Genomic DNA, 14,967 nt, shown 5'->3' with positions numbered 1-14,967 from the left:
ACCGTGAAACGACTCCACGCCGATGATAGTGCGGATTACCCGTGTGAAAGTAGGTAATCGTCAGGCTCCCCAGCAGCAAGCACAAACCCCACCCCACAAAGGTGGGGTTTGTGCGTTTACGCGCGTGAACCGGAAAGCGTGGAAAAACACGCGAGCACGCTGTGCAAACGCGTGCGACCCGCTACAACCGCTCATCACGCAGTGAAGCTAACGCAACCCCCGTTCACCCAACGAACGGTCAGCACAATCCTGCATTCCCAAACCGCATCTCCACAAGCTATGCCTGCGCGAGAAACTTCTGCGCCAGCCGTACCCAATAAGTCGATCCGACGGGTAGCAGTTCATCGTTGAAGTCGTAGCTTGCGTTATGCAGCATGCAAGGGCCGGCTCCGTGGCCAGCATCGCGATGTCCACCCATGCCGTTCCCAAGAAACGCATAACACCCCGGCTTCGCCAGCAACATGAACGAAAAATCTTCGGCGCCCATCGTCGGCTCTACGGCGTCGTTGACCCTTTCCGCACCCACTACCTCTTTCATGACCGAAGCAGCAAAGCGGGTCTCTTCGCTGCTATTGATGGTAGGGGGATAGTTGCGATGGAAGACCACCTTCACTGAACAGTCGTACGCCGCCGCGGTGTTCTCGGCAATCTTGCGCATGCGCGTTTCGATCAGATCCAGCGTTTCCGTCGTAAATGTGCGCACCGTGCCTGCGATCCACGCTTGATCCGGAACGACGTTCACTGCGTCCCCGGCGTGAATCTGCGTGATCGACAGCACACCGGTATCGAGCGGCTTCTTGTTGCGCGTGATGATGCCCTGCAGACCATTGGCGATCTGCACTGCCGTGAAAACCGGGTCGTGCCCATTGTGCGGCATCGCCGCGTGAGACCCGACGCCCGTGATCTCGATACGGAATTCGTTGCTCGACGCCATGATCGGCCCTTCGGTCACGCCGAAATGCCCCGCCGGCATGCCCGGCCAGTTGTGAATGCCGAACACCGCATCGACGGGAAATTTCGTGAAAAGACCGTCGTCGATCATCGCCTGCGCGCCCGCACCGCCTTCTTCGGCCGGCTGAAAGATGAATACGATCGTTCCGTCGAACTCACCGTGTTTGACCAGGTGCCGGGCCGCGCCCAACAGCATCGCAGTATGGCCGTCGTGCCCACACGCGTGCATCTTTCCTTCGTGACGGGAGCGATGTTCAAAGCTGTTGAGCTCGTGAATTGGAAGGGCGTCCATATCGGCTCGCAGGCCAATTGACCGTTTGCTGCTGCCGCGCTTCAGGATGCCGACCACCCCCGTCTTGCCGAGGCCGCGATGCACTTCGATACCCCAGTCACTGAGGCTTTTCGCCACCAGATCGGACGTCTGAGTCTCTTCGTAGCGCAGTTCGGGGTGTGCGTGGATGGTTCGTCGGAGGGTCTGGATTTCGCCGTGAGCGGCCTGGATTTCGGGGATCAGTTTCATGGTGCGTTGTGTTTCGCTGTGCATGGAGTGGCTCGAGACGCCTTCGCCCGGGCTCGGTGATGGTCAATTCTACGCCCCCCGGCATTTTTGGCGGTGCCGCAGCTTGCAGGCCTTTAGGACGTAATAAAATTACACTTCGCGTCATGTCGCCCTTTTCACGGATCGTCCCAATGAATGCCCCCACTGAGTTTGCCCGTGCAGTCTGCCCGCACGACTGCCCGGATACCTGTGCGATGCGAGTCACCGTGGAAAACGGGCGTGCAATCAAGGTCATCGGCGATCCCGACCATCCGCCCACTCAAGGGGCGTTGTGCACCAAGGTCAGCCGGTATGCCGAGCGGGTGCATCATCAGCGGCGGCTGACCACGCCGCTGCGTCGGGTCGGCGCCAAAGGCGAAGGCCGCTTCGAGCCCATCGGCTGGGATGAAGCGCTAAAACTCGCAGCCGGGCGTCTGTCGGAGATCGCGGCGCGCGCTCCCGAGGCAATCGTTCCCTACAGCTACGCCGGCACGATGGGTCTCGTGCAAGGCGATAGCATCGCACAGCGGTTTTTCCACAAGCTGGGCGCGTCCCAGCTGGACCGGACAATCTGCGCGGCAGCCGGTGCGGCTGGACTGAAGTACACCTACGGCGCGAGCCTCGGCATGCTCACGGAGTTTTTCGCCGAGAGCGAACTGATTCTGATCTGGGGTTCGAATCCGATCGCATCCAATCTGCACTTCTGGACGCGCGCACAGGAAGCCAAGCGGCGCGGCGCCCGCCTGATCGCGATTGACCCCTACCGCTCGTTGACCGCAGAAAAATGCCATCAGCACATCGCGCTAAAGCCTGGCACCGACGGTGCGCTAGCCCTCGGCATGATGAACGTGCTGATCACCGAAGATCTGCTCGATCACGCCTATATTGCCGACCATACGCTCGGTTTTGAGCAGTTAAAGGCTCGCGCGCTCACCTATTCGCCTGGCCGCGTCGCCCAGATTTGCGGCGTCGACGAACAAACCATCGTCGATCTCGCGCGTTTGTACGGTGGCACCAGAAAGGCGGCGATCCGCATGAACTACGGACTGCAACGAGTACGTGGCGGCGGTAACGCAGTGCGTGCGATCGCGTGTCTGCCTTCGTTGACCGGCGCCTGGCGCGAGCGCTCGGGCGGGACACTGCTTTCTTCGTCGGGCTGGGCGCCGGTTAACACCCAAGCGCTGCAGCGTCCTGACCTGATGCCCGGTTGGCCGTCACGGCAGGCGCGCGTGATCAATATGAATGCGATCGGCGACGCCTTGCTGCATCCGGGCGACGCCGGCTTTGGTCCCAAAATTGAGGCGGTCATCGTCTATAACTCGAATCCTGTCGCGGTGGCGCCTGACTCGGCGCGGGTAGCGGCCGGCTTCGCACGGGAAGATCTGTTCACGATCGTCCTCGAACATTTCCAGACCGATACCGCGGACTACGCCGATCTGCTGCTCCCCGCGACCACGCAGCTCGAGCATCTCGACCTTCACAAGTCCTACGGCCACACGCACGTCATGGTGAACCTCCCGGCCATCCAACCGGTAGGGGAGGCACGGCCCAATACCGAGATTTTCCGCGGAATCGCCCGCCGCATGAACCTGCAGGAACCGGCGCTATTCGAGTCGGACGAGTCTGTCGCGGCGAATGCCTTCCGCTGGGAGGATCCAGTTTTCGAAGGCGTCGACTGGGAGTCGTTGAAACGCACCGGTTGGGCCAAGCTCAACCTGCCGGACGCGCCATTTGCCGACGGTGGTTTTCGCACGCCGTCGGGCAAATGCGAGTTTTCCAGCGAACGTTTGGCGCAGCAAGGATTCGATCCGCTTCCGGACTACCTGCCGCCCTATGAATCCGCGGACGGCGACCCCGAACTCGCGGCGCGTTATCCGCTGGCCATGATCTCTCCGCCTGCCCGTAACTTTCTGAATAGCACGTTCGTCAACGTGGAAAGTCTGCGTTCCACGGAGGGCGAACCTCACATCGACATTCACCCGTCCGACGCAAGCCGGCGCCAGGTGCTCGATGGCGATCTGGTGCGCATCTTTAACGACCGTGGTTCGATGCAGGCGCGTGCCCGCGTGACGGACAAGGCGCGCGAGGGTCTGGTGGTCGGGCTGTCCATCTGGTGGAAAAAACTGGCGCCCGACGGCTGCAATGCCAATCAGGTCACGAGCCAGGCGCTCACCGACCTCGGCGGCTCGGCGACTTTCTACGACTGCCTCGTCGAAGTCGAGCGCGTTTGAAATCCCGGGCTAAAACCCATCCACACCGCTCGTCGGTTCTCGGAAATCGCGTTCGAGGGCGGCGTCTAACACGGGTGCTTTTCACGAATCGTGGGGTAAGTCGCATGCTACGATGCGTTTTTAGCACGACCATACGAAAATAAAGGAGGAGACGCCGCATGGAAAAAATCTGGCTGAAATCATATCCGCCCGGCGTTCCAGTAGAGATCGATCCGAGTCAGTACTCGTCCGTTGCCGACCTGTTCGAGGAAAGTTTCCGCGAATATCGCACCAAGCCGGCGTTCGTCTGCATGGGCAAGCAGATCACTTACGGCGAGCTGGACACGTTGTCGCGCAAGCTTGCCGCATGGTTCCAGTCCAAGGGCATCGTGCGCGGCGCCCGCATTGCCATCATGATGCCGAACGTGCTGCAGTATCCGGTGGCGATCGCCGCCATTCTGCGCGCCGGCTATGTGGTCGTGAACGTGAATCCGCTGTACACGCCGCGTGAGCTCGAACACCAACTCAAGGACAGCGGCGCCGAAGCCATCATCATCCTCGAGAACTTCGCGGTGACGCTGCAAGCGGTGGTGCGCAACACGGCGATCAAGCACGTGGTCGTGGCGGCGATGGGCGACCTGATGGGCGCGAAGGGGCTGATCGTCAACTTCGTCGTGCGCCGCGTGAAGAAGATGGTGCCGGCGTGGAGCCTGCCCGGTCACGTCAAGTTCAACACCGCCATTGCCGAAGGCGCACGCCACGAGTTCAAACCGGTCAAGCAGGGTCCGGAAGATGTCGCGTTCCTCCAGTACACGGGCGGCACGACCGGCGTCGCGAAAGGCGCCACGCTGTTGCATCGGAATCTGATCGCTAACGTTTTGCAGTCGCAGGTCTGGCTCGATCCGGCTCGCGCGGGGCGGGACGACATCGAGCAGTTCGTGACTGTCGTCGCATTGCCGCTGTATCACATCTTTGCACTGACGGTCTGCGGACTGCTGACGGTGCGTACGGGCGGCCTTGGCGTGCTGATTCCGAATCCGCGCGACATCGGCGGCATGATCAAGGAACTGCAGGGCTATGCGGTGACGACCATCCCCGCGGTGAACACGCTCTATAACGCGATGCTCAACCATCCCGATTTCGACAAGCTCAACTTCTCAAAGCTGCTCGTCGCCAACGGCGGCGGGATGGCGGTGCAGGAAGCCGTCGCGAAGCGCTGGTATGAAAGGACGCGTAGCCCGATCGTCGAAGGTTACGGTATGTCGGAAACGTCGCCTTGTGTAACGTGCAACCCGGTGACCGTCACCTCGTACAGCGGCACGATCGGCCTGCCGCTGCCGTCGACCGAAATCTCGATTCGCGACGACGAAAACAACGAGGTGCCGCTCGGCCAGCCCGGCGAGATCTGCGTCCGCGGTCCGCAGGTGATGGCGGGCTACTGGAACCGGCCGGATGAAACCGCGAAGGTCATGACGCCGGACGGCTTCTTCAAATCCGGCGACGTCGGTATTGTGAGCGAAGCGGGATACGTGAAGATCGTCGATCGGAAGAAGGACATGATTCTGGTGTCCGGCTTCAACGTCTATCCGAACGAGGTCGAAGATGTCGTCGCCAAGCTGCCGGGCGTGTTCGAAGTCGCGGCGGTCGGCGTGCCGGACCAGCATTCCGGCGAGGCGGTGAAACTCTTTGTCGTGAAGAAGGATCAGGCGCTCACCGACGCGGACATTTTCGCGTTCTGCAAGGAGCAACTGACGGGTTACAAGCGGCCGAAAATCATCGAGTTTCGTACCGAGCTGCCCAAGAGCAATGTCGGCAAGATCTTGCGGCGCGAATTGCGCGACGGGCGCGTATAAGGGCTCGCGGGAAAGGGTGACGACGACAGGCTCACCCCACCGCACAGGCAAGCGCATCAGCCTGACTGGCGTGACCCAAAGAACGGCCTAACGAGCCTCCGCTCGTTGGGCCGTTCCTATTTCCGAGCCGCATACTGAGCGCGAGCGCGAGCGCGAATGCGCATCCAGGCGGCAATCGGGAAGCGTCGACGCAAAAAAAAGGCGCCCGAAGGCGCCTTTGAGGCATACAGCTTTGTTACGACTTATTAGAACTTGGCGCGAATACCGACGCGCGCCGTCAACTGGTTCTGGTTCGCCGAAGGCGTCAGGTTGCTGATTGCTGCAACGGCCGCGGTGGGCGCCGTGCCGGCCGCGTTCAGCGTCTCGCCCAAAGCGTGCTGATACACGCCGATGATGTAGACGTCCGTGCGCTTCGACAGGAAGTAGTCGACGCCAGCCGAAACCTGGTGATACTGGGCTGCCGAGTCGCCTTCGATCTTGCTGCCACGCGTGTAGTCGTACGCTGTGCCGATCAGCAATGCCGGGGTCAACTGATACTTGAAGTTGATTTCGGCGTTGTTGAACGTAGCCGTTTGACCTGCGAACGGCGAGGCGTACGAAGCGCCCAGATTCATGAACTTGATGTTCGAGTACGTGCCGCCGATCGTTGCCGCGCCGAACGTGTAAGCGCCGCCTGCAGCAATAACCTGATACGTGTTGGCCGAACCGTAGCCCGAGAACACCGGCGACGCGACATTCGACGTCGTCGTCGAAACCGTGCCCGACGTGCTGTTGCCGAAGAAGCTCACGTTCGGGTTGCGAACGTTGAGGTAGGCCGCGCCCAGGACCAACGGGCCATTCGCGTAGCCGGCGCCCAGCGAGAAGATCTGGTTGCGACCGGTTTCGCCAGCCACACCGCCGAGGCTGTACAAGCCGCCGAAGGTCAGGCCGTTGTAGTTGTTGCTCGTGAACTTGATCGAGTTGTTGACGCGGTAATCGTTGTTCAGGTTATCCAGGTCGCCCGGGTGAGCAGCGATGTAGCCACCCCATTGATCGCCGACTTCCAGCGGGCCGACGTAGTCGACCGCGGAGTCGTATTGACGACCGAGGGTGATCGAACCGTAGTTGCTCGACAGACCGACGTAAGCCTGGCGACCGAACTCCAGACCGCCCTGACCCAACTTACCGGTGTTCACGTCGAAGCCGTTTTCGAGCACGAAGATGGCCTTCAGACCACCGCCCAGATCTTCCGTACCGCGCAGGCCCCAGCGGCTGCCCTGCAGAACGCCGCTGGACAGGTTGTACAGATGCTTGCCACCGGCGTTGGTGTTGATGTTGAAACCTTCGTCAACGATACCGTACAGGGTCACGCTGCTCTGCGCATGAGCGACGCCAGCAAACGCGCCCAATGCTGCGAGAGCGAGAAGCGACTTTTTCATCGATTAATCTCCAAGGAACTGCGAATTTTTTGTACAAGGCTAATATTTTTGGTACGTCTGGACCTTGCTATCTAACTTCGCGAGAAGTTGCAGGTAATGTAACAAAAGGCATACCCTGCACAAAGAAAAAGCAGGTTGCGTGGAACGCCGCTGTTTCGTTTACGCAACATGGTCTAAAATTGAAAATTGGCTATTAAATCAGTCCTTAGCAAGCGCTCCCGGCGTGCGATTTTGCTGCGCAAACGCACGCCGCGCGGTCGTTTGGGAGATTCGGACTGAGGTGTCGAACCAGGAGAGTTGGATGGTGCTGGATGAACTGATTACCGAGCTGGATCGGGGTTTACGCTCAATGACGGGCGTGTCGCGGATGAGCCGGCCGGTGCCGGTGCCGAACGCGTCGGCTGACATGCCGGAGCTGTCGCCGGAAGAGCGCGAGCATGCGGCGGGCCTTATGCGCGTCAACCATGTCGGCGAAGTGTGCGCGCAGGCGCTTTATCAGGCGCAAAAGCTTGCCACTCGCTCGCCCAGCTTGAAAGCGACCTTCGAGCACGCGGCACGCGAGGAGGAAGATCACCTGGCGTGGACCGCCCGGCGGCTCGAGGCGCTCGAGTCTCGGCCCAGTCTGCTGAATCCGCTGTGGTACGCCGGTGCTCTCGCGCTCGGTATGGTGGCCGGCCGCTTCGGCGACAGGGTGAGCCTCGGCTTCATGGCGGAGACCGAGCGCCAGGTGGAGCAGCATCTCGACAGTCATCTGGAAGCGCTGCCCGAGGCGGATCTCGAGTCGCGCGCCATCGTCGAGCAGATGCGCGCGGACGAAGCCGCTCATGGCAAAGCCGCGATCGATGCCGGCGGTGTCGAGCTGCCTTTTCCGGCTCGCGCCTTGATGCGCGCCGCGTCGAAAATCATGACCCGTACTGCTTATTACGTTTAATCGCTGCGAAGTGGGACGGCGCAACGCGCGTCGTCCGGTTAATCGCCTCAAATCCTCCGCTGATTCCGCTTATCCCCCGCCGCAGATCGCTTAGATTCCACGCGCTTCGCCCGGACTTTTCACGTATCACCTTCACAAGTTGCACTAGTGCATTCATTTATAACGGTTTTCCGTTTTAGGTCTGACGTGAAGGAGTCGCGCTAAGTCCTTGTTCTAACAAACAAATTTCGTTAAAAATCCGCGCTTCTCCCTTGACCCCTGTTTGGGCTTCCTCTAAAGTGGGAGACAGTGTGAGAAAGTGTATTTTTGTGTGATTCCCGAGGGGGTTTCGGGTAGATTTTCGAGAACAGGCGAGCGGCGTGCCGTGTCGCGATCGCAACGAGTTTGCAAGGGACCAGAGTAAAGCGCTGAAGCGCTCACTCTGATCGACAGGGGAGAGCGGAAGTGTTCCAAGGGGCGTCGGCGCTGACACTCGATGCGAAGGGGCGGATGTCCGTCCCGTCGCGCTATCGGGACGCGCTGCAAGGACAGGCAGAAGGCCGGGTGACGATCACCAAGCACCCGGACGGCTGCCTGTTGCTATTTCCGCGCCCGGAATGGGAAGTCTTCCGCACCAAAATCGCGGCGCTGCCCATGGACGCTCACTGGTGGCGCCGGATTTTCCTTGGCAATGCTTCGGATGTCGATCTCGACGGCGCCGGTCGCGTGCTGGTGTCTCCTGAATTGCGGATGGCGGCTTTGCTGGAAAAGGAAGTGATGTTGTTGGGCATGGGCAGTCACTTTGAGTTGTGGGATGCACAAACCTACGCGGCCAAGGAACAGGCGGCGATGGCGCAGGGCATGCCCGATGCGTTGAAGAATTTCACGTTCTGATCGCGGCATACATATATGGCATCTGCGATGGGAAACGAATTGCAGCATCGCACGGTGCTGCTGGAAGAGGCGGTCGAGGCGCTGGTCAAGCGCCCCGACGGCGTTTATGTGGACGGCACGTTCGGACGCGGCGGTCATAGCCGTGCGGTGTTGAGCAAGCTGGGCGAGTCGGGGCGGCTGATTGCGTTCGACAAAGACCCGCTCGCCATCGCCACGGCTCAGAAAATCGCCGATCCGCGTTTCGAGATCGTGCACGAGAGTTTTGCTTCACTGCGCGAAGCGATTGCGGAGCGCGGGGTAGGGCGGGTGTCGGGCGTTTTATTGGATCTGGGCGTGTCGTCGCCGCAAGTCGACGATCCGGAGCGGGGCTTCAGCTTCCGCGCCGACGGCCCGCTCGACATGCGGATGGACCCGACGCGCGGCGAGTCTGCTGCTGACTGGCTGGCGCGGGCCACGGTGCAGGAACTGACGGAGGTAATACGAGATTATGGGGAAGAACGGTTTGCTTTTCAGATTGCAAAGGCGCTTGTTGCTCGCCGGGCAGAGTCCGACCGTCTTGGGCCTCTCGTCAGCACGGGCGAGCTTGCCCAAATCGTGGCTAACGTCGTCAAGACCCGTGAGAAGGGCAAGGATCCGGCAACCCGCACCTTTCAAGCTATACGGATTCACATCAATCAAGAGCTTGCGGAGCTGCAAGTCGTTTTAGAAGCGGCGCTTGCGCTGCTGGAGCAAGGGGGGCGGCTGGTGGTCATCAGCTTTCATTCGCTCGAAGACCGGATCGTCAAACGGTTCATGCAGGCGCACGCCAGTACGCCTACGGTCGACCGTCGCCTGCCGATTCGTGCCGTCGACCTGCCCAGCCCGCCGCTCAAAATCATCGGCCGCGTGTTCGCGAGCGACGCTGAAGTCGCCGCGAACCCGCGCGCCCGTTCTGCTGTGATGCGCGTGGCGGAGCGTATCGCGCCATGAGCCGCCTCAATATCTTCCTGCTGATTGTCGTGATGGGTTGTGCATTATCTGTAGTCAACGCAACGAATCAGCAGCGTCAGATCTTTATCCAGTTGCAGCGCGCGCAGTCGCAGGAGCGCCAGCTGCAGCAGGACTATTCGCAGCTTCAATATCAGCAGAGCGCGCTGTCGAAGACCTCGCGCATCGAAGGGATTGCGACGGACTCGCTGAAAATGCAGGCCGTCACGACGGGCCGCACCCAATACCTGACGCTCGACCCGGGCGCGGCTACGGCTGAAGACGCGCCGGTGCCGACTTCGGCGCCGCTGTCCGCGTCGACCCCGCTCGCCACCCGTCATGGGGGCGTGCGATGAAAAAGTCGTCGAATCGCAAGAGCGTCCCGTTCGCGTCGAACCCGATTCTGTCCGTGCGCCTGCCGATGTGGCGCTCGAAGCTCGTCGTGTTCATGCTGTTCATGGCGTTTGTCGCGCTGGCCGGCCGTGCGTTCTGGATTCAGGGCCCAGGCAACGCGTTCTATCAGAAGCAGGGCGAGAGCCGCTATCAGCGCACGCTGGAGATGCCGGCGACGCGCGGCAAGATTCTCGACCGCAACGGCCTCGTGCTGGCCACGAGCTTGCCGGTGCGCGCCATCTGGGCGATTCCCGAAGCGGTGCCTGACGATCTCGGCGCCGACAAGCTGGCCGCGCTCGGCAAGCTGCTCGGTATGACGAATACCGAATTGCGCGCCAAGCTGTCCGAGGACAAGAACTTCGTCTACGTCAAACGTCAGGTGCCGGTGGATGTCGCCGCGCAGGTGACGGCGCTCGACATTCCGGGCATTTACCAGCGCGACGAGTACAAGCGTTTCTATCCGGAAGGCGAGATTGCCGCGCACCTGATCGGCTTCACCAACGTCGAGGACGAAGGCCAGGAAGGCGTCGAACTCGGCGACCAGAAGCAGCTCGAGGGCATGCCGGGCATCCGCCGCGTCATCAAGGACCGGATGGGGCACATCATTGAAGACGTCGACGAACAGGTCGTGCCGCACAACGGCCAGGACGTGGATCTGGCGATCGACAGCAAGATCCAGTACATCGCGTATACGAACCTGAAGGCCGCGGTCGACAAATTCAAGGCCAAGGCCGGCGCGGCCATGGTGATCGACGTGCGCACCGGCGAAGTGCTGGCGCTCGTCAACTATCCGACCTTCAACCCGAACGACCGCTCGCACCTGACCGGCGACCAGTTGCGCAACCGCGTGCTCACGGACGAGTTCGAGCCGGGCTCGATCATGAAGCCGTTCACGATCTCGCTCGCGCTGGATCTGCATCGCGTGGCGCCGACTACACTGGTAGATACGGGGCCGGGCCACTTCAATCTCGACGGCGCGACGATCACCGACGACAGCGCGTTCGGCGTGCTGACGGTCGGCGGTGTGATTCAGAAATCGAGCAACATTGGCGCGACGAAGATCGCGATGACGCTCAAGCCCGAAGAGATGTGGAATATGTATACCAGCATCGGTCTTGGCCAGGCGCCGAAGATCGGTTTCCCCGGCGCCACCGCGGGCCATCTGCGTCCGTGGAAGAGCTGGCGCCGCATCGAGCAGGCCACCATGTCGTACGGTTACGGCCTGTCCGCCTCGCTGTTCCAGTTGGCGCGCGCCTACACCGCTATCGCTCACGACGGCGAAATCATGCCGGTGACCATCTTCCGCTCGCCGGGCGATCAGCCCGCCACGGGTCCGCAGATTTTCTCGCCGGTCACCGCCCGCGAAGTGCGCGCGATGCTCGAAACCGTGGTCGCGCCCGGCGGCACCTCGCCCGATGCAGCGGTGCCGGGTTACCGCGTCGGCGGCAAGAGCGGCACGGCATACAAGCACGGTGCGCACGGCTACGACAAATCGAAGTACCGCGCGTCGTTCGTCGGCATGGCGCCGATGCCGGATCCGCGCATCGTGGTCGCGGTGTCGGTGGACGAACCGACGGCCGGCAGCCACTTCGGTGGACAGGTGTCGGGGCCGGTGTTCTCGGCCATCGCCGGCGACACGCTGCGCTCGCTCAATATTCCGCCCGACATGCCGGTCAAACAGATGGTGGTGTCGGACGATTCGGCGCCGGTTGCGCCCGCCGCGCCGACCCTGCCGCCTGCGTCGGCGAAGAAACTGGCCACCAGCGGCGGCGCCAAGAAAATGACCATCGCCTCGAACGCGAAAAATCATCCCGGAGTCGTGCGATGAGCGCGCTACGTTCGAAGCATCCCGCGCAGCGGCAGATCGCCGCCGCCCTCACCTGGCTGCACGCTCGCGCGCAGCCGGACGCTCATCTGCACGCCGATACGCGCTCGCTCGCGGCCGGCGACGTGTTTCTGGCGTATGCGGTCGACGGCGCCGACAACCGGCCGTTCATCGACAGCGCGATCGAGCGCGGTGCGGCCGCGGTGCTGTATCAGCCGGAAAACTTCACTGGCGCGGTGGATGCGTCGGTGGGATTGGCGGTGCCCGCGCTGAATGAGCTGGCGGGCTCGATTGCAAGCGGCTGGTACGGCAACCCGAGCGATGCGATGCGGGTGATCGGCGTCACGGGCACCAACGGCAAGACGTCATCGAGCCAGTGGATTGCCGCGGCGCTCACCGCGCTCGGCACGCGCTGCGCGATTATCGGCACGCTGGGCACCGGCTTGCCGGGCCACCTCGTGCATACCGGTTTCACGACGCCGGACGCGCCGCAATTGCAGCGCAGTCTCGCGCAGTTGCGCGATGCGGGTGCGCAGGCGGTCGCGATGGAAGTGTCGTCGCATGCGCTGCATCAGGGGCGGGTGAACGGCACGGCGTTTGAGATCGCCGTGTTCACGAATCTCACTCAGGACCACCTCGACTATCACGGCACCTTCGCTGCCTACGAGGCCGCCAAGGCGCGGCTGTTCGCGTGGCCGGAATTGCGTTGCGCCGTGATCAATCACGACGACGAGGCTGGCCGCCGGCTGCTGGCGAGTACCCAGGGCCACGCTCGCACCATCGCCTACAGTATCGGCACACGCACCGAAGCGCCGGACGCCGCCGCACCGCAGGCCGACGCCTGGCTGCACGCGGCCGATGTGCGCGCCACCGCAACCGGCACGGCCTTCCATCTGAGCACCTCCGATTGGGGCGACGCCGAAGTCGAAGTGCAGACGCTGGGCGCGTTCAACGTCAGCAACCTGCTCGGCGTGCTGGGCGCGCTGCTTGCAGCGGACGTCCCGTTCGACGCCGCCCTGACCGAGCTGGAAAAACTGGAGCCGGTCAACGGCCGCATGCAGCGCCTCGGCGGCCGTCTGCAAAACGACGAGCCGCTCGTCGTGATCGACTACGCGCATACGCCCGACGCGCTGGAAAAGACGCTCGAAGCGCTGCGCCCGATGGCGGCCGCGCGCGGCGGCGAGCTGATCTGCATGTTCGGCTGCGGCGGCGATCGCGATGCGACCAAGCGTCCGTTGATGGGGGCGATTGCGGAAAGATTGGCGGACGGCGTCGTCGTGACGAGCGACAACCCGCGTAGCGAAGATCCGCAGAAGATTCTCGACCAGATTGCCGCGGGCATGAAGGACGCGTCGAAGGCCCGCCGGATCGAGGATCGCGCCAGCGCCATCCTGCAGGCCATCCGCGGCGCGGCGCGTGAAGACGTAATCGTGCTGGCCGGCAAGGGGCATGAAGCAACACAGGAAATCATGGGCAAGAAACGCGCTTTCTCCGATCAGGATCACGCACGTCTGGCGCTCGCCGCCCGTGCTACGCAGGCGCGCGGAGGTGGCGAATGACCCGGCCAGGTGAAGCGATGTTTTCCCTGCGCGAAGCCGCCGCGCTGATCCCGGGCGCGACCGTTCTCGGCGACGACAGTGTGGCCTTCGAACGCGTCTCGACCGACAGCCGCACCGCCGGTCCCGGCGATCTGTTCGTCGCGCTCAAGGGCGACCGCTTCGACGCGCACGACTTTCTGCCGGACGTGGCCGCGCGCCAGATCGCAGCGGCGCTGGTGACGCGCACCCCGGCCGGCTGGAATCTGCCGGCCTTGCAGGTCGCCGACACGCGCGTCGCGCTCGGCGCGCTCGCGCGCGGCTGGCGGCGCCGCTTCACGATGCCGCTCGTCGCAGTGACGGGCAGCAACGGCAAGACCACGGTCAAGGAAATGATTGCGTCGATCTTCGCCGCGGCTGTCGGCGCGGACGCGCGGCTTGCCACTGCGGGTAACTTCAACAACGACATCGGCGTGCCGCTGACGCTGTTTCGCCTGAGCGCGGCGCATCGGTTGGCGGTGGTCGAACTCGGGATGAATCACCCGGGCGAAACCGCGTTGCTCGGAAAGATCGCCGAGCCGACCGTGGCGGTGGTGAACAACGCGCAGCGCGAGCACCAGGAATTCATGGCCACCGTCGAGGCCGTGGCGCTCGAGCATGCGAGCGTGATTCACGCGTTGTCGCCGGAAGGTGTTGCCGTGTTTCCGGCGGACGACGCTTACGCGAGCATCTGGCGCGTCGCGGCCACCGGCAACCGCATCGTCGACTTCGCGCTGAATAACGACGGCCGTTCGACCGAAGCCGCAGTGAAAGGCGTCTTCACCGGCAACCTGCTGAGCATCGACACGCCGGAAGGCCACCTTGACGTCACGCTGCAAGTGCTCGGCGACCACAACGCGCACAACGCGCTGGCGGCCACGGCCGCTGCGCTGGCCGCCAGCGTATCGCTCGACGCGATCAAACGCGGGCTCGAGTCGTTCGGTGCGGTGAAAGGGCGTCTGCAGGTCAAGCGCGCGGCGCTCGGTACGCTCGCGGGCGCCACCGTCATCGACGACACCTACAACGCGAATCCGGATTCGATGCGGGCCGCGATCGACGTGCTCGCCTCCCGTCCCTCGCCGCGCGTGCTTGTGATGGGCGACATGGGCGAAGTCGGCGATCACGGTCCGGCGTTTCACCGCGAAATCGGTGCTTACGCCAAAGAGCGCGGCATCGACGCGCTGTACGCGCTCGGCGCTGCGTCGCGCGATGCCTGCACCGCGTATGGCGCGGATGCACATCATGTCGACGACGTCGCGACGCTCGTCGCTCAACTGCTGCAGGCCCCGGAATTGTCCGGCAAGGGCGCTGCGGCAACGCTTCTCGTGAAAGGCTCGCGCTTCATGCAAATGGAACGCGTGGTGGACGCCGTAACGAGTCCACAACCCACTGCACCGGGCGCAGCGCCCGGTGCGCATTGAACTGGAAGGACCGA

At 62.7% G+C, this 14,967-nt stretch carries 11 protein-coding genes; 9 read left to right on the top strand and 2 right to left on the bottom strand.

Annotated elements, in window-relative coordinates; translation table 11 throughout:
* Positions 1–277 precede the first annotated feature (277 nt).
* Positions 278–1,471 carry a M20 aminoacylase family protein gene (locus P3T42_RS15895; protein ID WP_074302847.1) on the bottom strand — a complete coding sequence of 398 codons (1,194 nt, stop codon included), beginning with the start codon at positions 1,469–1,471 and terminating at the stop codon, positions 278–280.
* Positions 1,472–1,641: 170 nt separating this feature from the next.
* Here P3T42_RS15895 and P3T42_RS15890 point away from each other — a divergent pair, with 170 nt between their 5' ends.
* Positions 1,642–3,720: a molybdopterin-containing oxidoreductase family protein gene (locus P3T42_RS15890; RefSeq protein ID WP_429306560.1), complete on the top strand. Its 2,079-nt coding sequence runs from the start codon at positions 1,642–1,644 to the stop codon at positions 3,718–3,720.
* 158 nt (positions 3,721–3,878) lie between these two features.
* Entirely contained in the window at positions 3,879–5,552 is a 1,674-nt protein-coding gene (locus tag P3T42_RS15885; RefSeq protein ID WP_074302698.1) for a long-chain fatty acid--CoA ligase, read from the top strand.
* Positions 5,553–5,797: 245 nt separating this feature from the next.
* Here the strand turns inward: P3T42_RS15885 and P3T42_RS15880 are convergent, their stop codons facing one another.
* Positions 5,798–6,970 (bottom strand): porin, encoded by a 1,173-nt coding sequence (locus tag P3T42_RS15880; protein ID WP_074302696.1) that lies wholly within the window; start codon positions 6,968–6,970, stop codon positions 5,798–5,800.
* Positions 6,971–7,271: 301 nt separating this feature from the next.
* Between P3T42_RS15880 and coq7 the strand changes: the two genes are divergently transcribed.
* The 7 genes from coq7 to P3T42_RS15845 all read left to right on the top strand — a co-directional run bounded on the left by coq7 (position 7,272) and on the right by P3T42_RS15845 (position 14,953).
* Positions 7,272–7,901 (top strand): 2-polyprenyl-3-methyl-6-methoxy-1,4-benzoquinone monooxygenase, encoded by a 630-nt coding sequence (gene coq7 / locus P3T42_RS15875; protein ID WP_429306559.1) that lies wholly within the window; start codon positions 7,272–7,274, stop codon positions 7,899–7,901.
* Between the two features lie 444 nt (positions 7,902–8,345).
* Positions 8,346–8,774, top strand: a complete 429-nt coding sequence (gene mraZ / locus P3T42_RS15870; RefSeq protein ID WP_074302692.1) for a division/cell wall cluster transcriptional repressor MraZ — start codon at positions 8,346–8,348, stop codon at positions 8,772–8,774.
* Between the two features lie 15 nt (positions 8,775–8,789).
* Positions 8,790–9,743, top strand: a complete 954-nt coding sequence (gene rsmH, locus P3T42_RS15865; protein WP_074302690.1) for a 16S rRNA (cytosine(1402)-N(4))-methyltransferase RsmH — start codon at positions 8,790–8,792, stop codon at positions 9,741–9,743.
* On the top strand, positions 9,740–10,096 hold the full coding sequence (gene ftsL / locus P3T42_RS15860) for a cell division protein FtsL (protein ID WP_074302688.1): 357 nt from the start codon (positions 9,740–9,742) through the stop codon (positions 10,094–10,096). The genes rsmH and ftsL overlap by 4 nt, the downstream gene beginning before the upstream one ends.
* Complete coding sequence (locus P3T42_RS15855) at positions 10,093–11,961, top strand: peptidoglycan D,D-transpeptidase FtsI family protein (RefSeq protein WP_429306558.1); 1,869 nt, start codon at positions 10,093–10,095, stop codon at positions 11,959–11,961. The genes ftsL and P3T42_RS15855 overlap by 4 nt, the downstream gene beginning before the upstream one ends.
* Positions 11,958–13,517, top strand: a complete 1,560-nt coding sequence (locus tag P3T42_RS15850) for a UDP-N-acetylmuramoyl-L-alanyl-D-glutamate--2,6-diaminopimelate ligase (protein ID WP_429306557.1) — start codon at positions 11,958–11,960, stop codon at positions 13,515–13,517. The genes P3T42_RS15855 and P3T42_RS15850 overlap by 4 nt, the downstream gene beginning before the upstream one ends.
* Positions 13,514–14,953 carry a UDP-N-acetylmuramoyl-tripeptide--D-alanyl-D-alanine ligase gene (locus P3T42_RS15845; protein ID WP_429306556.1) on the top strand — a complete coding sequence of 480 codons (1,440 nt, stop codon included), beginning with the start codon at positions 13,514–13,516 and terminating at the stop codon, positions 14,951–14,953. Before P3T42_RS15850 ends, P3T42_RS15845 begins: the two co-directional genes overlap by 4 nt.
* Positions 14,954–14,967: the final 14 nt, after the last annotated feature.

Source organism: Paraburkholderia sp. GAS38 (assembly GCF_050434965.1).
Lineage (GTDB): Bacteria > Pseudomonadota > Gammaproteobacteria > Burkholderiales > Burkholderiaceae > Paraburkholderia > Paraburkholderia phenazinium_A.
This window is presented reverse-complemented; position numbering and strand designations above follow the sequence as displayed.